The organism is Shewanella sp. AC91-MNA-CIBAN-0169 (genome assembly GCF_040310165.1).
GTDB lineage: Bacteria > Pseudomonadota > Gammaproteobacteria > Enterobacterales > Shewanellaceae > Shewanella.
On the sequence record NZ_JBEOPM010000022.1, the window covers coordinates 19,800 to 40,956 of the forward strand.

13 protein-coding genes are annotated in these 21,157 nt (G+C 38.3%); 6 read left to right on the forward strand and 7 right to left on the reverse strand.

Annotated features, from left to right (window positions below; all coding sequences use genetic code 11):
- Positions 1–12: 12 nt before the first annotated feature.
- A complete protein-coding gene (gene ccoN, locus AAEY98_RS17020; protein WP_101088283.1) occupies positions 13–1,440 on the reverse strand; it encodes a cytochrome-c oxidase, cbb3-type subunit I in 1,428 nt (475 codons plus the stop codon).
- A gap of 270 nt (positions 1,441–1,710) precedes the next feature.
- On the opposite strand from ccoN, the gene AAEY98_RS17025 reads away from it, so the two are divergent.
- The 3 genes from AAEY98_RS17025 (at position 1,711) to AAEY98_RS17035 (ending at position 4,279) form a co-directional block, all read left to right on the forward strand.
- The gene (locus AAEY98_RS17025) at positions 1,711–2,163 is read left to right on the forward strand and encodes a hypothetical protein (protein WP_162023110.1); all 453 of its coding nucleotides are present in this window, start codon (positions 1,711–1,713) and stop codon (positions 2,161–2,163) included.
- A 441-nt stretch (positions 2,164–2,604) separates the two neighbouring features.
- A complete protein-coding gene (locus AAEY98_RS17030) occupies positions 2,605–2,892 on the forward strand; it encodes a hypothetical protein (protein ID WP_101088285.1) in 288 nt (95 codons plus the stop codon).
- A 79-nt stretch (positions 2,893–2,971) separates the two neighbouring features.
- Positions 2,972–4,279, forward strand: coding sequence for a tyrosine-type recombinase/integrase (locus AAEY98_RS17035; RefSeq protein ID WP_351018342.1), 1,308 nt, complete (start codon positions 2,972–2,974; stop codon positions 4,277–4,279).
- Positions 4,280–4,731: 452 nt separating this feature from the next.
- Here the strand turns inward: AAEY98_RS17035 and AAEY98_RS17040 are convergent, their stop codons facing one another.
- The 6 genes from AAEY98_RS17040 to hsdR all read right to left on the reverse strand — a co-directional run bounded on the left by AAEY98_RS17040 (position 4,732) and on the right by hsdR (position 15,764).
- Positions 4,732–5,202, reverse strand: coding sequence for a hypothetical protein (locus tag AAEY98_RS17040; RefSeq protein ID WP_351018345.1), 471 nt, complete (start codon positions 5,200–5,202; stop codon positions 4,732–4,734).
- Positions 5,203–5,613: 411 nt separating this feature from the next.
- Entirely contained in the window at positions 5,614–6,054 is a 441-nt protein-coding gene (locus AAEY98_RS17045; protein ID WP_351018348.1) for a hypothetical protein, read from the reverse strand.
- A complete protein-coding gene (locus tag AAEY98_RS17050; RefSeq protein WP_351018351.1) occupies positions 6,051–9,725 on the reverse strand; it encodes a reverse transcriptase domain-containing protein in 3,675 nt (1,224 codons plus the stop codon). Before AAEY98_RS17050 ends, AAEY98_RS17045 begins: the two co-directional genes overlap by 4 nt.
- A 17-nt stretch (positions 9,726–9,742) precedes the next feature.
- Positions 9,743–11,677 carry a restriction endonuclease subunit S gene (locus AAEY98_RS17055; RefSeq protein ID WP_351018354.1) on the reverse strand — a complete coding sequence of 645 codons (1,935 nt, stop codon included), beginning with the start codon at positions 11,675–11,677 and terminating at the stop codon, positions 9,743–9,745.
- The gene (locus AAEY98_RS17060; protein ID WP_351018357.1) at positions 11,677–13,164 is read right to left on the reverse strand and encodes a type I restriction-modification system subunit M; all 1,488 of its coding nucleotides are present in this window, start codon (positions 13,162–13,164) and stop codon (positions 11,677–11,679) included. Before AAEY98_RS17060 ends, AAEY98_RS17055 begins: the two co-directional genes overlap by 1 nt.
- 137 nt (positions 13,165–13,301) lie before the next feature.
- Positions 13,302–15,764 carry an EcoAI/FtnUII family type I restriction enzme subunit R gene (gene hsdR, locus AAEY98_RS17065; protein ID WP_351018432.1) on the reverse strand — a complete coding sequence of 821 codons (2,463 nt, stop codon included), beginning with the start codon at positions 15,762–15,764 and terminating at the stop codon, positions 13,302–13,304.
- Positions 15,765–17,679: 1,915 nt separating this feature from the next.
- Here hsdR and AAEY98_RS17070 point away from each other — a divergent pair.
- From AAEY98_RS17070 to AAEY98_RS17080, 3 genes are read left to right on the forward strand one after another with little or no spacing between them, the layout of a single operon-like run.
- Positions 17,680–18,312 carry a TnsA endonuclease N-terminal domain-containing protein gene (locus tag AAEY98_RS17070; RefSeq protein ID WP_351018360.1) on the forward strand — a complete coding sequence of 211 codons (633 nt, stop codon included), beginning with the start codon at positions 17,680–17,682 and terminating at the stop codon, positions 18,310–18,312.
- Positions 18,293–20,224, forward strand: a complete 1,932-nt coding sequence (locus tag AAEY98_RS17075; RefSeq protein WP_351018363.1) for a TnsB C-terminal domain-containing protein — start codon at positions 18,293–18,295, stop codon at positions 20,222–20,224. The genes AAEY98_RS17070 and AAEY98_RS17075 overlap by 20 nt, the downstream gene beginning before the upstream one ends.
- Before the next feature lie 9 nt (positions 20,225–20,233).
- Entirely contained in the window at positions 20,234–21,151 is a 918-nt protein-coding gene (locus AAEY98_RS17080; RefSeq protein ID WP_351018366.1) for a TniB family NTP-binding protein, read from the forward strand.
- The last annotated feature ends 6 nt before the right edge of the window (positions 21,152–21,157 follow it).

The window sequence follows — 21,157 nt, forward strand, 5'->3', positions numbered from 1 at the left end:
CGAATCTGCTCCTTAAGCTTCTGCAATAGCAGGTAATGAATCTTTAGACGCTTTAACGGTACGAATAACGTTATAGGCCATAATGAACATACCGGTTAAGAAGAAACAACCACCAATAAAGCGTACAAAGTAGAATGGGTACGAGGCTTCTAAACTCTCGACGAAACTATAAGTTAGTGTTCCATCAGAGTTAACCGCACGCCACATAAGACCTTGCATAACACCAGAAATCCACATACTAACGATATATAAAACAGTACCGATAGTCGCTAACCAGAAATGGACGTTAACCAGCTTCATGCTGTACATACGACCATGACCAAATAGCACTGGAATTAAGTGATATAAAGAACCAATAGACACCATTGCCACCCAGCCTAGCGCGCCAGAGTGAACGTGACCAATAGTCCAGTCAGTATAATGAGATAATGCATTAACTGTTTTGATTGCCATCATTGGGCCTTCGAAGGTAGACATACCGTAGAAAGACAATGAAACAACTAAGAAACGTAATACAGGGTCTGTACGCAGCTTATGCCACGCACCAGACAAGGTCATAATACCGTTAATCATACCGCCCCAAGAAGGTGCGAATAGAATTAATGACATTACCATGCCTAATGACTGAGTCCAGTCAGGAAGGGCAGTGTAATGTAAGTGGTGAGGACCGGCCCAAATGTATAACGCAATCAACGCCCAAAAATGGACAATGGATAAACGGTACGAATACACTGGGCGACCAGCTTGCTTAGGCACGAAGTAATACATCATCCCCAAGAAACCAGCAGTAAGTAAGAAGCCTACCGCATTATGACCGTACCACCACTGAACCATCGCATCGACTGCACCGGAGTACAGAGAGTAAGACTTAAATAAGCTTACTGGTACCGCCATTGAGTTAACAATGTGAAGTACTGCAACAGTAATGATAAAGGCACCAAAGAACCAGTTGGCCACATAAATGTGGGACGTCGTTCGTTTAGCGATTGTGCCAAAGAATACAATTGCATAGCTAATCCAAATAATCGCAATCGCGATATCGATAGGCCATTCTAATTCTGCATATTCTTTGCCTTGGGTAAATCCCATTGGTAAAGTGATAGCAGCTGCAATAATAACGGCTTGCCAACCCCAGAACGTAAATGCGGCCAATTTGGGCGCAAAAAGACGGATTTGACAAGTGCGTTGCACAACATAGTAGGATGTAGCGAAAAGAGCTGATGTTCCGAACGCGAAAATCACCGCATTGGTGTGTAATGGTCGTAAACGACTATACGTTAACCAAGGAGTGTCGAAGTTCAGTTGTGGCCAGATTAACTGAGCCGCAATCAATACACCCACTGACATGCCAAAGATTCCCCACAAAACTGTGGTTAGTGCAAATTGGCGGACAATAGTGTAGTTGTAATCAGCGCCTGTAGACTGGGAATGGTTCATCATAATGCTTCCACGGCTTATTACTTATACTTTTAATATTTAGTAAAGCGAACTTTACCAGTTAGATTAACATGTGGTCATAAAACCAGCTGTTTAATGCTGTTTTTAATGCCATATGTCAAGGTGTTACCTCATGTTAATTCTCTCTATCATGAGACGGTGTAATGATACTTGAGCTAAGTCAAAAAAGATACTTACCAAAAGGCATCAAAGTTGATCTAGATCAATCTGTGAAAGATAATGTTACTAACTCAACTATAAAGGTTAAAAATTGTGCACAAACTTGTCCGAATTATCATTTTAAATATTTTGTTAATGTTTTTAGTAGCCTGTGACAAACCACAAACACAAGAACACGCTAATTTAGTCATCGATAAAACGTTATGTCAGTTTTCTGTTGGGGAATGTTACAAAAAGGTGGCCGACTTGCAAGTCGGTTTACTGATTGACCCCATCAATACCCCAAGCGAAAAACCGTTAATAGTTACGCTTTCCAGTAATCAAAAGATCACTAATATTTCAATGAGAATAGAAGGTCGCGACATGTTCATGGGTATTATCCCAGTTTCATTGTCCGAAATAAAAGATAATGTCTATCAAGGTCCAGTTATTTTTGGCTCATGCAGCAGTAATTATATGGTGTGGCGAGTATTTGTTTCATTTGATTACCAACAACAGACACGTACATTAATGTATGATTTCTTAGCCGATAACGATAACAACTAACGTTATCGCTAACTTATATATGCAGATGACTATACCTTTGTGGGCTAGGGCAGAGGTAATTTAATCGCTTTAGGCATTTCATTTCACTATAGCAAAGGTCTTAAATAGGTCTATTTAATAGTCATTATGGTTAGTTTCAGTGTCATCCCGTCAAAAACTTCACTCCTACTGTCTATATTTCATTTCACTTCGAATCTTATGACTAGTACTGGCATCATATTGCATTAATGCTCAACAGCACTTGTCGATTAAACATTTCAAGTGAGCCTTTATATGCGCTTTTATATGATCAACAGCACAGAAGTGGTTAGAGCAGCCACAATGTAATTGATAACTATTCTCATTAATGTATTATTAAGCTACAGCATTCATCTTTCTAGGGTGAGTAGGGAATAGAGCAATAACGTTATGAAAAAGAGTAGCGTGAAATAAGGAGCACACATGAACAGAATAAATGTGTCTATCGATGCAGATAAAGTGGCCCAATTAATCAAAGCAGGTCATTTATGTGCTGCAGACTTACAGTGCCTAGACAGGGCAAGCAAACAAACGGTTTGGCAATTGTGTTTATGGAGCTGCCAAAAAAGGTCTACATGTCACAACAAGCAATGCCAGCAGGCTTGCAAGCCAATTACAGCAGTAGATTATTGTATGCAGCAGTTAATAACAGACCAAGATATTGCAGTATCAACATATCCAAGACTCATCATTAAAAATCGCTACGATTGATGCCGATAAATAACATTATCGGCATCAAGCAAAAAATAGTATAATAAGGCAATATAATCAATAACCTAGACTTAATCATATGACCGACAATATCATTGATGAACTGCCACCAGTATTACCACTATTTGATGCTGCAGAGCATGTTTTACAAGGTAATGCATCCGTTAATCAGTACATTACCCGAATTTCAATAGATAAAGTGGCCGATGCAGGGCTCATCATAGAGCACTGTGCCGATTGGTTATTTGAGCAAAAGCAGTCTGAAAACAACTATAAAGCCTACCGCAGCGAGTTAACCACATTTCTTCATTGGTGTTTTGACGTCGTCGCATTATCGCCAATCGCGGTAACGCGTAAAGACATCGCCAAATACATCGATTACTGCCAATCGCCGCCACAAAGACTGATAGGCTATTTCAATGTAGCGCAATTCAAACTCGATAAAGCCACCGCAGAGCGATCGCCAAACCCACAATGGCGGCCATTTATCGGTAAAAAACACCTCGGGAAATGCCTACCATATCAACTGAGTGATAATGCATTGAAGACTAAAATAGCAATATTATCCTCATTTTATGGCTATCTAATTAGCGAAGAATACACCGAGCGAAACCCAGCTCAGTTATGGCTTAAACACAGCCGATTCTCCATTAAACGTAAATTTACCATCGACGAAGACAACAACCATCATGCGTTTACAGAGCTACAATGGTCGTATGTTATTAGCACCGTAAGCCAATTAGCAGACACTCAACCAGAGCAGCATCAACGCAGTTTATTCCTCATCACACTATTATATAGCTGCTACTTACGCATATCGGAAATAAGTGCACGCGCAGGTTACGCGCCGATCATGAGCCAGTTTAGACAAGATCCACATTCTGGTATCTGGTATTTTCACGTGCCATTTTCTAAAAGCGGCAAAGCACGTAATATTGCTATATCAAAAGCGTTGCTGGCTGGACTAGTTGATTATCGACGTTATCTGCGCCTCAGTGATTTACCCAACATCAACGATCAACATCCTATATTTGTCCGTCACAAAGCAGCAGCCCATGGACGTGAATCTGGTGTCATCAATGCCAATCTTGGTATTCGTCACATACGTGACGAAATAGACAAACTGATTAACTTGGCTGCAGACAATGCCGCTAAAGACGGTTTTGATCACGACAGCCAACTTATGCGAAAACTCAGTGCGCATAATATTCGCCATACTGGGATCACGCATGACATCAATATCAACCGACGCCCATTGTCACATGTCCAGGCCGATGCCGGTCATGAGAGCATCGACACCACATCACAGTATTTACACACCACACAAACTGAACGACATCAAAGTGCTTTCAACAAACCGTTAAATCATCTTGCTGAGATTAAATAATTGGCAGGCACAAACCGTAAAAAGTTAAAGCATGCAATCTCAGCACGATGCTAAACAACACATTAAGCAACATTAGGCTGTTAATGAACAATCAATGCCTACAAAGACTTAGTATTGAACATAAGTTCTAATGTGCGCATAAGTATGCGCACAATGTATATTATGTTAAATATAGTATTTGTGTCATCATAACTAACGGTTTTTTTGTGTGGTTTCTCATACCAAATGACTTTTGTCTCACTGCGTGGATCTGGCCTTTTAGTATTTAGAATCAGATGGTTATATTAAAACTAACAATTTAATTGCACTGTTAAGGTGCAACAATCTAATCAGAGCGCTTTTTGATGCTGCTTTTACCACCTGACTTTTTAAAATCCTGTGGTATGTTTTTGGTTTGGTTGTCAGTGTGTTTTAGTATGTGCTGTTGTGGTTCAGAGATTAGTCATAACTGTTTATTTGAAATGGTCATGTTGAAATTTATCAAAAACACTTCGCTTATTTCCAAAGCCAGAATCTATTAATCCAAGTTGTTGGTACTCGAGCCACAAAGCAACTGCGTTTTCGATACCAAACTGGCCTTCCGATAATCCTTGAACAAAAAAATTTGGATTTATCGTCAGGTCTTCAGCTTGGAATCTTTGATTTGCTATAGTTGTGCCTTCAAGTCGACTGTCTGGTACAAACTTTAGTGAAATGATTTTATTGAATACCTTTTGGGTTAACATCCTTACAGTCATGTATTGATTGCGTTTCCAGCTTTGAGCAACACAAGCAGCTATATCAGCTCGGCATTTCCAATAACCGTAAATCCATTGCTCGCAAAAATAGTAACGGTAAATATTAGTATCAGCCAACTCGCCTATCTTCTCACGCATTAGTATAAGTGCATCATATTGATCTGTTTTAAATTTAGTTGTTAGCAACCATCCATCAATCTTAATTTTATCAGTGTCTGCCGTTAATGAATCTAATCATTCACCAAACTTTTGCGGTTGTTTGTAGAAATGATTAATGTCGTAAAGCTCATCAGTTCCGCCTTCTAGCCACTCTAATCGAATTCCAAATAGTGTAGCTACTGCTTCTAATAAATTAGTGTCTAGTATTTTTGAAAGTTCAGTTTCATCTTCTACTTGATGAATGCTAAGGTCATGCCCAAAAAAAGCGCGGGATTTGTGCGCGAGAAACACCATGCGCTTCAAATAACCGGATGAAACGCTGCGCTGTATTTGTAAACCCAGAAACAGGATTACGCCATTTATGATACCGATCCCGAAGAGAGAAAAATGCTTCTATATCACCAAGTCCAACCATGGATAATTGTCCTTAAAATAAGTTTATGGAAACAATGCCTTCAACTCATCACTCCACTCAGGCCTTTCCGCTGAACTAGACATTTCTAAATGCCATTTGTGCCTTTTCAATTGATGCTTAATTGTAACAGCCCAAGTTTTATCACCTTTACAAGTTTCAAGTACCTGTTCAAAAGCAAAAAGCATATTCGCAACAAACCACTTATATTGATGGTAATGTTCTGGATTATTTGTTATTTCAATATCATCACCACTTGCAAACGTGGTGTGTTCAATACATAGCTTTAAATATCCATCATATGCAGCATAAGCTGTAGCCCTTCGACTCTCCCTTCTCGCCGCACACACTTGATACCACGCAACAAAAAGTCCTATGACTGCCACAGCAGCGGTAATAACTCCAGTTCTCTCATTCCAAAATTGGTAATCGGCTAGGTAAGCCCATCCAACATCAAAACAGATCATCTTTTTACTCCGGCTGGTTTTGTTTTAACTTTTTTGTACTGTCTAACTTTTCTAGTAAATGCTGCTAAATCTATATCTGCTGTACTTATAGATATTTGCTCACTCCCGTGAGCATGTGATATTAAACGTTCAAAACGTTCTTTATATGGAGCTTGTATCGTTGAGCCACCAAACTCACCAATATTACAAATTACAACATGCTGGTACATATGATATTGCAAAGCCGCAGCCATATTATCAAACGTGTTTACGTCTTTATTATGCGCAACTACGATATATAAATCGGTTATATTTCTTAAATCTGCAGCTAACTTTATATCTGTTGCGTCATAGCAGATAGAACCACTTATTCGGAAAGGGCCTTCATCGTAACCATGAAGTTCAATAACATGCTGGCAAGGCCTAAAACCACTAATACCTAATTTAATTTCATCCTGAGTCATATTTTCTTTACCCTGATCACGAATGACCCACTGCCGTCCACTTTCACGATAATCAGGTATAAACCATCGAGCAATATTAACCAGTTTTCCATCATGATCTGTAAATACTAAGCCCGCAAATACAATGGCGCCTGTTGAGTCAGCTAAACGCTTAATTACATCCTGATCATCTATATGCACAGCAAGTTCAGCAAACACGATTAAATCTGCATAAGGTTTTGCCCTTTCGTTCTCAGCATGTGTCTTAGTCTTTAATGTTTTAAGCGTCAGTTTACAGATTGATAGAAGGTGTTCCCGATGTTTAGAACGATATCTGGGGCTATTCAAATAAGGATCTGCAATGCTGAAATCAACAGATTTAGGTAGTAGTTGCTGTACTGTTACAATTCTAAAGTTAGACTTGTTGCTAGGTCTATTAACCTGAGTAGGTATTACTGGTAGTGAAGAGGCACTACAAATTAAGCTATTGAGATATTTCAACCTATTATTTAAACAATTCTCAAATGACTCTAAGCATTGAATCGAACGAACATCGATATCATTAACAAATGTAGATTCAAAACCTGGCCATTGAAGACATCGAATTAAGAAATCAGAAAACCAATTACTAGTAGTTGCGAACTCTCCCACTAGTGATTCAGGAGCATGCATCATACCCATGCGACGTTTATACCAGCTAGTACGTAATCCCTTATAAGTAACGGCTTTTCCTTGTGTCCACCTACTACCAGTGAAATCACTTGCACCTAATGCAGAAGTTCTTAGTACCGTTCCAATCCAATAAATGATTTGATTATCAATTTTTTCACTATCTAACCAATTTGGAATTGAAAACCTAGGGTCTTGAAACTTAGATGTTGTTGAAATTGAGCAGTTCACATCTTTTACTACCGCTTTCCATATTTGATTCCACGGTAGTTTAGACTTTATATCAACATAAATGTCATTAGGCGATGAACCTATAACCTTATTATCAGATCTAGCCTTCTCTAGTAAACCAATAGCAAGTTTAAGTAATCCATGCTCAAATTCAAATCCATTTAAGTCTGAATTAATAACCTTTGAAAGAAGCTGTTTTCTTGGTTTTGGTTGTGATGAAACTTGAGGCGCTGCCCACTTAAGTTGTTTACATAAATCTTTATAAATAATTTTTTTGTCCAACACTTTCCATAAAGCTAACCAAAAAGGTCCGCCTCTCTTAGCAAACACTTCAACAGGCTTATATTTATCTTCTAACTCAGAAATAGACTCTAATAACAGAGATGCATAGGTTTCAAATTTACCAGTAATTTGCCCGGCTACTTCAAAAAGCGCACTTAGTTCTGGCTTATATTCAGGGGGAGCGCATACGAGTATCGCATGTAAATTAGACTGAGTAGAGGCCCCTTTTCGATCTAATAATACAGGCTTATTAACAACCGCAAGTAACATTAAGGCTTGTCTTTCTACAAACTTTGGTACTTTGTCGTTCGCAAGGATTTTCTGAGCGTAACGAGATATTAGTTCAATTATAGAACTAGGTTCCAAGTTTTTAGGATAAGTGATTACTTGAAAATATCCATTAAAATCGATAGCACAACGACATAAGTCAGCAAGTATGTAGTCCATTATTTGAACGGTTACTAGATCTGCTCCCGATTTATTCTTACAAAAACTGCTACGTCTAAAAATCGCTTCCAACACAGGTTCAAATAAATCCGCATCAGGGTAAATTTCAATGGCCTTTCTAAGTACAAGTGCCAAAGAGGGATCTTTCATCCACGCAGATATAAGCTTTTTTGCTAACAGTTCTTCGTTGTTATTACTAATATTTTCACTATCATCAAAAGCTATTTTACGCTTACTTTTAACGATATTTTCTAATCGATTTGCCGCAAACCGTTTTAATGTGTCTGGTCGAATATCATGGTCATAATCGGATATCTGTAACAGAGAAGAGTCAGCATGAGTCGCACTCAATTTTGGAACTTCTATCTCTTCAATATCTAATAGGTTCTCCAAAACACCTGATACAGTATCTAATACTTCTCTATCTGCAGGCCCACTCATTTCACTCTGAATCATTTCAATACGGTTTGCCATACTACCGATATTGTCTAGGTCACTAAGGTGGGTAACTTTTGTTTTATCACCATTTATTTCAAGCTCTTTGCCACCATGTTTTTTTAATAGATCGTCTACTATCTTGTTTATTCTGACGGCAACTTCCAAAGGTGTCTTATCACAAGCACTAACAACTAAACGTAAATCATCCACGTATCTGCAGTAGTCATGGAGGACAATATTTCCGGTTCCTTTTAACTTTTTACCAAGAAGTTTTCCTACATTGCAGTCAAAATCAACAAGATATGCATTTGAATAAAAACCAGCAGAAACAAGACCTTGAGGTAATCCAGTATCAATATCACCCAATTTCAAGGTTTTAGCTATTTTCAAGTCATTTGCTGACCAAGACCAACTCGTTATACGTTCAAATGCACTCCAAAATTTTGGACATTCTTTATGTCCAAACTCTGAAGAAATAACCTTAAGTCGTTTAATCAAAACATCAATATTAATCGTATTATAAAATTTAGATAAATCTAAATTAACAACAAATACGTCTTCTGTACTAGTTGTTTGTTCTGCTGCAATACGCCCAAGCTCAATGGGTCTTTTTAAGAAGTTTTGATAATCAGTAAAAAATTTTCGATATGTTTCACTATTCCCCCACCGGAACCATGCAGAATCTTTATTTTTCCAGTCACATATCAGCCGATTACCATAACTATAAACTTTGTTATTGCGTGCTTGCTCATATGTTTGTTCTTTATGACTACAATCTCCTTGTGCTGATTCTACAGCGTCAGCTAAGCAGAGCATTGCTGCACTAGCCCATGTTTGATCTCTTATAGTTATATGGGCTAAAGGTCTTATTGGTGGTTTTTCTTGTCTTTTTTCAGTATTTTTTGGGTTCCACCCTTCTTTGTCAAAAGCCCAAACCTCACTTTTTGCAGCTGGTACTAATTCTAATTTTGATAACTTAGCGCTTTTAATAGAAGTCGCCCATTTCTTTGCATTTTCCTCAATACCCAATGCAGATATATCGAGTTCTAATGTATCTGCATACCAATTGAATGAACGGATATAACCATGCGTTTTTTTCCAAGCTTGAGCTATGACAACTTCGTCATCTAAGTAATCAATCGATGGTTTTAATGCTCTGTATTTTTCTTTAATCAGTTTCATAGCGTCCATGCCCTTAGTTAATTTACTGCCTGTTCGACGATGGCGTCGGTGAGGTGGAGTTGGGTGGTTTGTGCGTCAGCTAAACGAGCTTTGAGTTGGTCGCATAGTGCCATTAGCCCATCGACTCTGATAACGATGCGGTGTTGTTCTTCGAGTGGAGGAATCGGTACAGGTAAAGCTTTACAATTACCTAGATTAATTCTTTGTCTAGTCATCCCTCGATTTTCTTCAGAAGCAAATTGTTTTGCAACATGTGAATTAAGATAGTGACTAATGTATTTTTTTTCTAAAGACTTATGAAGTCGGAGCCTAAAGCAATCAGCTTTATTAACCGCAGGACCTAAGTTGGGTGGAACTTCACAAGTCCTAATAAGAGGTTCAGCCATACCAGCCACAATAAGATCACCAGTTTGAATATGGTTGTTAGGAAGGGTTTCATAATGTTCTTTACTTATATGTCCCTCTTTGCCCCAGAGGAATTTACCGGCTCCAATATTCCCTAACCTGACAACCGAAAATCCTTTCTCATTAATATAATGTTCGGTCTTAAGTTTGCTGCCAAAAGGGCCGTCACACATCGCATTATCTTCAGAGGCAGTCAATTGCCCTAATTGACCCCACTTCCATCCCTCTGGTAAATAATAGAGGTCGATATCCACTCCTATCGCTTGAATTTTCTGTTTTTTGATTTTACCGTCTTTAATCAGTTGGTCTTTTTCGGCTTTGATCCGCTTTAGTAGCTTGGCGGCGGGCTCGTAATCTGGGCTATTTCTTTCAGCGAAGCTAGCTTGTGGTACTAGCTTACCCATGACGGCGAGTTGGAGTATGGTTTGTTTTAGGGTGTCGATGCTGGCTTCTGTGATAAATAGCGTGTCGAAGTGTTCGGCGACACGTTGCCAGCTGTCTATAAAACTATCATTAAGTGAATGCTCAAGGCTGTCAGCAAAAGAAGACTCAGGGCTGGCTGATTGGCTATCTTTTTGCTGACAAGTGTTCGGCAGTAACAGTGCATTCAGCAGGGTTTCGACTAAGGTTTGGTGTGCCGAAATACTTGCTTCAGTTTGCGCTTCAAGGGCATCACACAAGCTCATCAACTCATCGACTTTAGCGACGATGCGGTGTTGTTCTTCAATAGGTGCGACAGGTGCTACAACAGACATTACTGAACTAGTATTTAATTCCACTTGATTTGTAGAACCTGAGACTAAAGCATTTTCATTATCAGGTTCAATTCTAGATTGAATACCGGGTGCCATAATAAAGCACCATAAAAACCGGCTATAAATATTTAAAGGCCGAATTACCGTCACATGAGAATCTGCAACAAGTGAATTAACATCAACATTAGATATTACATTTGCTCTACCCACGGTTCCCGTACCAGTAGAGTTCCATAAAATATCATCATTTATTAAGAATCTTTCAGCTTGATACTTTTCTAAACTTTCGTCAGTAACATAACGTGCAGGAGATATGTCAAAGCCTGTATTTTGAACACATTTCTGAGAAATAACTTTAACCTTTCCAACTTCAGCGTATGAAGGTCCTTTGCCTCGTTGAATATACGAGGAAATATCTTGAAATCTCGACCACACCCACCCTTGAGGTAAGTTAAACGGCTTTTCATCTTCACCAATCTCAGGCAAAGGCTTTTGTTTTTTAAGCTTACCTTCTTTAACTAACTGTTTTTTTTCAGCGGCAATACGCTCAAGTAATACTGACGCTGGCTCGTCATTCACATCTTGCGGCACTAACTTGCCGCGCACAGCTAGTTCTAAAATCAGCTCACGCAGCTTTTTGATGCCATACAACGAAAATTTATTCGAGGTGCCACGCCCTGCAGAGGATTTTCGCTCAATAGCGGTGGTCCAAATATCAATATGCTGCGTGATCAAATTATCTGCGGTTTGCTCAGATTGGCTATCATGGGTAGATGTTGATAAATCAGCCATTACTTGCCCTCACCGTCTGATGCTGCAGAAGGTGACGATAATGCGGCTGACAAGATGCCTTTTAGTTGATCCCGCAGTGCTTGAATATCGGCTTGCTGTTTGGCGTAATCGCTTAGTAGCTCTTGTGGGTCATGGCTTATAACCTCGCCCACATGTGGGTTTTTAATGTCCAGGTTATAGTTACGCGCAATAATATCTTCAATCGACACTTTCCAGGCTTGCTCGTTTTCAACACGCGATGCAAAGCCGTCGGCCTCATTACCCCACCATTCAAGTTCTGTCTCGAACTCTTCAAACTTCATCGGTTTGGTTTTATTGTAGTTTTTTACCCCAGCTGGATATGGATGCTCATAAAACCACACGTCTTTGGTAGGCGTGCCTTTGGTGAAGAATAAAATATTGGTTTTAATGCCGGTGTAGGGATTAAACACCCCATTAGGTAAACGCACTATGGTGTGTAGATTACATTCATCCATTAACATTTTTTTGATTTTGGTTTTAACGCCTTCACCAAACAAAGTGCCGTCTGGTAATACAACAGCTGCACGCCCTTTCGTTGCTAACACCTCAATAATTAACTGTAAAAACAAGTCAGCGGTTTCACGGGTTTGGAATTCGCTAGGGAAGTTTTTTTCTATGCCGTCTTCTTCGGTGCCACCAAATGGCGGGTTGGTGATAATGACGTCAACTTGCTCGTCCCAACTTGAAAGCGGTTTGTTTAAGGTGTTGCCGTGTCTAATTTGCACTGGTACTTCAATGCCATGTAACATCATGTTGGTGGTACACAATAAATGCGGTAACTGCTTTTTCTCCACACCAAATATTTGCTGTTGCAGAGTTTGATGGTCGTCTGCTGTTTTAACGTAGTTGGCTTTAACATGGTCAAATGCGCAGGCTAAAAAGCCGCCAGTACCGCACGCAGGATCCATAATCGACTCACCCAGTTTGGGATCGGTTACCGCCACAATAAACTTAGTAATGGCGCGCGGGGTATAAAACTCACCCGCGTTACCGGCACTTTGTAAGTCTTTTAATATTTGCTCGTACAAGTCACCAAACAAATGACGCTCGTTTGAGTCGGTAAAGTCAATCTCATTAAGCTTGTTTATCACCTGTCGCAGCAGCGTGCCGTTTTTCATGTAGTTAAACGCATCTGAAAACGCGGCTTTTACCACAAAACCCCGGGGGTTTTTATCTATTGGTGCAGTGAGGTTTTTAAGCTGTGGGAATAGCTCATCATTTACAAAATCAAGTAACTCATCACCGGTAATGCCTTCATTATCTGCCGCCCAGTTGCGCCATAAAAACGCTTCAGGGATTGGCTCGCGGTAATCGTCTAGTTCAAGCTCTAACTCTTGTTCTTGGGCATCAAATACTTTTAAGAACAGTAACCAAGACATTTGCCCTAATCGCTGGGCGTCACCGTCGACACCGGCATCTTTACGCATAATATCTTGGATGGATTTAATTGCTGAACTGATAGACATAGTATTCTCTTAAACGGTTACTGCGGCTGTTATTGGCCGCAGTATAAAATGGTGTAGTGTCTTATTTTAAACAAACAGAGCTAATATTAAGTGCTTATTCAACCTACTTTGCCAAAGTGCTTATGCAAGAACAGATGCTAGGCTGATTGTTGATGAAGTTGATAAATCTGCGCTTCTAATTCACTGATGGCTTGATCGTATTCTTGTTTGCCACCAAAGCCTTTTTTAACGATCTCACTCAAATTGCCGTACTCGGTAAACGGTGCGACTTTAAGCACTTGCATGTTTTCAATTTCTTGCACGCCGACATCGGCATATTTTACCAGTAAATTTTGCAGTACGGCTTGTGCCGTGTCGGAATATTTGGTGAAGTAATTGCGCTTTTGCACATTGTTTGCGCGATCTTTACGGGTTAATGCTGGTTGGTCATACACCACGTGGCAAATCATGTCGAAGGGGTCCATTTCTTTTCCCACTTCTTCCTCTAAAGCCGACCAAATAATGCCTTCGAGTGCCAGTTCATCAATTACCGCTTGTTTGCGATCTGATTCATTCCAGCGCTTAACAAACTCATCGAGTGAGCTAAACTGCTTCGCCATGGTTTTACGGGTGTAATCTTTAAAGGATTCGGTGACTAATTTACCGTCGCTGTCGTAATATTGCACTCGTTCAGCCACTTTGCTGACAGTCACGCCTGACACGCGGTACTTGTTGATTTTACGGGTTTCACCTTCGTCCCATTCACCATCAAGGCTGCCATCGCCTTGGGGTTCGTTTATGGTGTTTTGTTCATCAACCTGATGTTCATCGCCCTGTTGGTTTTGATTATCATCGGCACCGTTTTCATTCGTAACCTCATCACCAACTGAGTCAATATCAACATTTTCATCTTCAATATCTTCAGGCGTCACTCTAATGATTTTTTCTGGTGTACCGTCAAAGCGTTCGTCGGCAAATAATTCGGTGGCCTTTTTAAAGTCGAGAATGGTGAACCACAGCTTGCCGTATCGGTCGTCAATGCGGGTGCCACGGCCAATAATCTGCTTAAATTTGGTCATGGACTGAATATTTTGATCCAGTACTACTAACTTACAGGTTTTGGCATCTACCCCTGTAGACATTAGTTCTGAGGTGGTGGCAATAACAGGATAGGCTTTTTTGGGATTAATGAAGTTGTCTAACTGGGCTTTACCAAGCTCATCGTCACCGGTTATTTTCATCACGTACTTTTCATTCTTGGCCATTTGCTCAGGGTTGAGATTGGCAATAGCGCGGCGCATGCGATCGGCGTGGTCAATATCGTTACAAAACACGATAGTTTTGGCCATCGGGTCGGTGCGTTTTAAGTAGTTGGTAATGGTTTCGGCAACTAATTGGGTGCGCTCATCAATCACCATAGTGCGATCGAAGTCTTTTTGATTATAGATTCTGTCTTCGATAACTTCACCGTTGTTATCGATTTGGCCTTTTGTGGGGCGCCAACCTTGTAAATCGACATCAATATCTACCCGCACGACTTTGTAAGGAGCTAAGAAACCATCTTCAATGCCTTCTTTAAGTGAATAGGTATAGACAGGCTCACCAAAGTAGTCGGAGTTTGATACTTGGTCTGTCTCTTTAGGGGTTGCTGTAAGACCAACTTGGGCCGCGCTGCTGAAATATTCTAAAATTTCACGCCAGGCGCTGTCTTCTGAAGCGCTACCACGGTGGCACTCGTCGATAATGATTAAGTCGAAAAAGTCTGGGTCGACTTGTTTAAAGGCTTTTTGGCTTTCTTCTGGGCCGGTTAATGCTTGGTATAAGGCTAAATGAATTTCAAATGCAGGATCAACCGTGCGCCCAGTGATTTTGGTCATTGAAGTGCCAAAGGGCTGAAAATCATTAATGCGAGTTTGGTCTACCAAAATGTTGCGGTCGGCTAAAAACAAGATGCGCTTTTTAGCGCGGGACTTCCATAATCGCCAGATGATTTGAAATGCGGTGTAGGTTTTACCCGTACCGGTCGCCATGACAAGTAACACGCGGTCTTTACCCGATGAAATAGCTTCAATGGTTTTATTAATGGCTTGCAGTTGATAATAACGAGGGTGCTTACCCGTGCCATCATCATGATATTCTTGATTGATAATGGGTAACTGGGTTTGGGTATAACCTTTCCACACACAGTACTTAGTCCATAATTCTTGTGGTGATGGAAAGTCTGCTAAGCGGATTTCTGATTCGAGTTGGTGCGCTTCGCTAGTCCCGAGCTTGGTTTTATCATGGAAGATAAAGCCATCGCCATTGGAGGCAAAAATAAAAGGCACTTCAAGTAAACGGGCATAATCTAAGCCCTGCTGCATCCCTTTACCCACTTCATGCTTGTTTGCTTTAGCTTCGATAACAGCAAGCGGCATACTGGGTTTGTGATACAGCACGATATCAGCAGACTTAACCGTTTTACGCACACCTAATTGACCGCGCACAATGACTTTACCATCACGCAATTTCACCTCTTGGCGAATTTGCGACATATCATCCCACCCAGCATTTTTGATAGCTGGCATGATGTATTTAGAGATAATATCGGTTTCGGTAAGCTTGGCTTTATTGATACTCATACGAGATCTAGATTCTTCTAGCGCGATTGCAAACGGCAATAATATTGAGTTTGCCATAAAGCGTTTCAATCACCAATGATTACATGCAGATACAGAACTTAAAAATGTGAAAGCGTGATTTTGAGTTACAAAGTAACTTTTTAAATTGTGCATGACATACCGTCTGCTGAATCAATAAAACTACAAATTGGTTCTCGTTAGTTATGCTACTCTAACTTTTCGTCGTTTCCCAACACATACATCGACTAGATATACTCGAAAAGCACTCTTAATTTATTATGATATTTTTAGACCATTGTCAGACTTGATTCAGTCATGTAGACGTGAGTGAATAAATTAGCAGCTTATTGACAAGATTTTGAGTAAAACAAAGGTAAGAGGAAATTAATTGATACCAGTTAAGTGTAAATCTTCTATTTTGCGATAATAGAGACCTAGAACAAAAAGTACGCCTTAGAATCCATTCAAACAACGCTAAAACGCTATCAGTGACGTTTTAATCACTCTACCCTAATGTCAAAGCCAAAAAAATTTAAACGTCCTCAAATCTATTCTAAAGCGTTTTGGTATAACTTTGTCGAAAACAATTTTTTAGACTCGTGTGCTAATTTCAACATGACAGTTTTAATCATTTTCGCTTCGGATTTGACCAAAAAATAGTAAATGAAATTTTTTCAAAAAACTCTACTTTTATTTGTTAACAAGAAAAGCTTTAAAAGCATTTTAATGACTACCAAATTCATTCAAAAAGCGAATGAATTTAACGAACCCAGAAATGTGATCTTAGACTCTGCGAGCTCTGTTGTTTTTTAGTCTTTACAATTTAGAAAACAAAAAACGTCGAGTGTGTTTGTTACTACCAATATCTCTTATTAAGTAACTTTTTGTTTAAAAATCAAGTAAAAAAAATAAATATATTTTATTTATTGACTAATTAAATACAATTAAAGATTATATATGGTTAACATTATTTTAGGTTTTAGTGTGTTAAATAGACAAGTTAAACGTTCTGACTTTGTACAACATTCAGCACTAATAGCCTGATTATATTCAAGTCAATTCTATATTTTGAGTTAAAAACTTTTTGTTTTTAGCACTTCAGCAAATCTGAAATTATTATCATTTTTAGGTTTTTGTCTGCTCGGTTAAAAAACAACCACTAGTAAAGTGCCGCTAAAGCAAAATGCTTAAAAAATCGTCTTTTTATAGTGGTAATTACACTTTTGAGAGTACCCAGATCGGGTGTTTTTTACTGCAAAAAAAGTGAAGTAATGTATCGTCAGAATGTCGCCACAGTTAATCCTGATCCTTGCTAGGTTATAGCGCATGTTTTTGATTGTATTTTCGCAAATCAATACGTGGTTTGTATGGATTTTACTCTCATCGCGAACAGGCGCTCATCATCAACATGTGTTGCGTCAGAAAATCGATTATCCAAAAATAATTTCAAAAATATTTTGTGAATAAAAAATTAGCTAAACTGCGTTTTTATGCAAAAACCCTTTCATGTAAAATCCTCCAAAATTCTAAGCTTTCAAATATCCCTCTCAATTATTGAAAATGCCGTAAAATATATATATCAAATAAACCAAATATTAAGTTTTATTTATTTGATATATATATTTCATATTAAATAAACTATTTTCTTGTAAAGCTTTATTAATACAACAAAACCCAAAGTAATCAGTGGTCGATACTGGCTTAGTCGGTTTCGCCTTTGGTGATTAAACCTCTTTTTATTATTAAAAAACAATACATACCTTTAAATTTCTAATTATAAAATAAAAAATAATGGTAGAGCAAATAAATAATCAAACTAAGATTCGAGTTCATTGAAACGCATTAAAAACTTTCCTTTACAAGTATATTCTTCACGAGTAAATTCACATAAAAATTCATAGTGAGACTGAATAAAATGAAAGAACGCAGTTTACCGAGATACAGTAAAATCCTCCCTCGCATCCAATTTTACTCAATTAAAAATGATTCTACGCGATATTGTGATAGTGAACTCGAAGCTGCGCGATTGCTGTTATTAGAATTTGATGATGAAGTGAAAGTTTATAATACTCAGCCTTCCTCATTTAGTTATAAATCGTATGGAAAAAAATTACGCTATACACCAGATATTATTATTGGACACAAACAAAAAGGTGTTTATTTTGAAGAGGTTAAAGTATTTGATAAATTGAATAGTCCAAAAAATATTGATAAATTTAAAATTTTACAAACACTATTTAATAAAATTTGTGAAGGTGGGCTATCAACAATTACAGAAAAAGACATTCACGATGGCGATAAGATAGCTAATTTAAAAAAACTTTATCATTACAAGTCATTAGCGCTTTCCAAACAATGCAAATTACTAATGAGTCAATTACCTTCGACACTGACATATTCTGAACTTATTGACTGGGCAGAGCTTAATCAATGTCATCTCTATGACCCAATGATCTTATTAGCAAATTATTACTACTCATTTGATTTAACTCATTTATTAAACGCTAAAACAATTCTGGATATCAGTGATGGCACAATATGTATTTAAAACTGGGATGGTCATAGTCCGCAAAACTCGGCATTACAAGATTGCTATGCTCAGTGAACAATTAGCAACACTAGAATCAATTGATACTAAATCGTTTCAAGTGGTTCCAGTCGAAGAACTGTTATCTGATTATCAAATTGGGACACTGACATTACCCATTGACAATTCAAACTTAGATCGCTCTTGGCTCACAGAAAGTCAAGCTGCTGATTTAAAACGTTTTAATACATATCTAAACTATCTTGATGTACAAGAATACCCTGGCTCTGATAATACTCTGAGACTAACAATAGAAATTTGTGCTGATTTATTGAATGAACCGATCAACTTAAGACCATCTATTTCAACGTTAAGACGATGGTATGCCAAATGGTGTAATAATAATAAACAAGCACTGTATTTGTTGAAATCTAGACAAAATGATCCATCTCTTAGCCAAAATAGCCGTTTGGATTACGATATGCGTTTGTTAATAGACGATATTGTCGATAGTTATTATTTAACACAAAACGGGCCCACTGTAGCAAGATGTTATAAAATCTTAATGCAATCTCACCTCCGTCTGGGGCTAAATTGTAAAATTATTTCACGATCTTCATTTTATCGCGAAATTAAAAAATTAGATGAAATAGAAGTAATTAGACATCGACAAGGTTCTGCTGCAGCAAACGCACATAACCGCTCGGCGAAACATCAATACGAAGTGAATGGTTTGTTTGAGCGATTTGAAATGGATGCCGTACATTCAAAAATTTACTTGATTGATCATAACGGCGATGTTTTGGGTACACCCATTATTTTCTTGTTAATTGATGTTTTTAGTCGCCGCATTACTGGAATGCATATCAGTATGCAATCTGGTGAAACGAATATTGCCGCAGTTAGTGCATTAAGACATGCAATATTACCCAAACCTGTCGAAGATTATCTATTTTTGGACAATAAATGGTCATGTTTCGGTCAACCGATGAGTATTTACGTCGATTCTGGAAAATCATTTATCAATGCTTCATTTGATTCATTACTTGCACAATTAAAAATCCATAGAATTGCGGGGCAAACTCGTCTTCCTTGGAAACGAAGTTTTATTGAACGATTTAATAAAACTTTACGAAATAAATTGATCGGATTGCCTGGGTATTTAGGGAAGAGAGTCGATAATTTCACTTATGACAAGCCAGGGCATCATTATGCAACCTTGACGTTTGAAGAATTTGAAAAAATTGTCTGTATTCTCATTAATGATGAATATCACATAGAGCCACATTCGGGATTAAAAAATAATATCCCAAATGAGATCTGGGATAAAAACATTCGCTACTCTCCCCCTATACTGCCTCCTAATATTGAAATATTTGACAATTACTTAAGAGCACAAAAAAAAGGAACGATTCAAGAATTAAAAGGAATCCAATACTTGCTGCAATTTTTTAACTCAGACGAATTAAAAGGTCTATATAAACAACTAAAAAAAGTAAAACGTCACAAAGAAAAAGTCACTTTTTTAGTTGATAATGATGATGCATCAAACATTCTTGTGATAAATCCTTTAAATCAATCACTACTGAAAATCCCCAATACGCGTAAATCATCAATTGGATGCGGCTTTCAAGAGTTACAAAGCCTATCTGCAAAGCACATACCCAATAATGCTCAACAAAAAATTGATAAAATAACGCAGCAAGCAGTAGCACGTAAAAAGAAAGCGGTTCGTGACAAACAAAAAACAATAAAAAAATCAACATCTGAATTATCAACATTTGATTCAACATTAACTCAAAATGACATTGAGCTAATGATGAGTAAACGAGAGCAAACAAGTCATAAGCAGTTAAACATAACCAGTACCGAGCACACTCTTGATGTACCACAACCAAGCACACCAAAAATAATAAAATATAAAACTAATTAGGCACTTACTATGAGTTACATTCAACCATTACGAAAACCAATGACAGAAAAATTTTTAAATTGTTCAGTACTTCACTATGACTGCAACATAGTTATCGAAGGATTAGTCAGAAGTCTGAAAAGTTCTGGCCTAAATCCTGCTGGGTTATTAATCATGGGTGCATCAGGTTTAGGTAAATCGACGGCAATCCGACTTTTTAAAAAGGAATACAGTAAACCAGCAACTGAGACCCATACCTATCAGACCGTTGTGTCAGTGATAACCCCTGAAAATGGCACAGTTAAGAGCATGACATGTGCCCTGCTCAAAGCGCTTGGTTGCCCGACCCCGGATCGCGGCAGTGCCCATAGCATGTTCATTCGAGCAGTTAAATTAATGGAAAATCTGGAAACTAAAATCATTATTTTTGATGAAATACAGCACCTAACAGAAAAAAATGCGCAAAAGAAAACCAAACCAGTGATCAATTTTGTCAAAAACTTAATGTCAGAAACGAACTGTCCCGTTGTGTTAGTGGGCATGCCAGACGCTAAAGATTTACTCGAACTAGATGAGCAAATCGAAAGACGTTTTTCAAAGACCATCATGCTCAACCCATTTAGTATGAATAATGAAAAGGTAAATCACGATTATACTGATACCGATCTGTTTTTCTCATTTCTTCATACGATTGCTGACATCATGCCGATCGACACCATTAATATTAAAGACCCCGTTGTTGCAAAACGCATTCTGGCTGCAAGCAAAGGAAAAATATCAATTATTATCAAAATTTTAGAATATGTCATTGAAAATAATGAAGGCGAATTAGCGACATTATCTGATTTTTCGAGAGCATACAGTGAAATATCTGATTATGACATTCAGTACTGTCCGTTTATAATTACCACAAAACAGCTCGAAAAATTATATTTTTTAGAGGGTTAAGTCTTT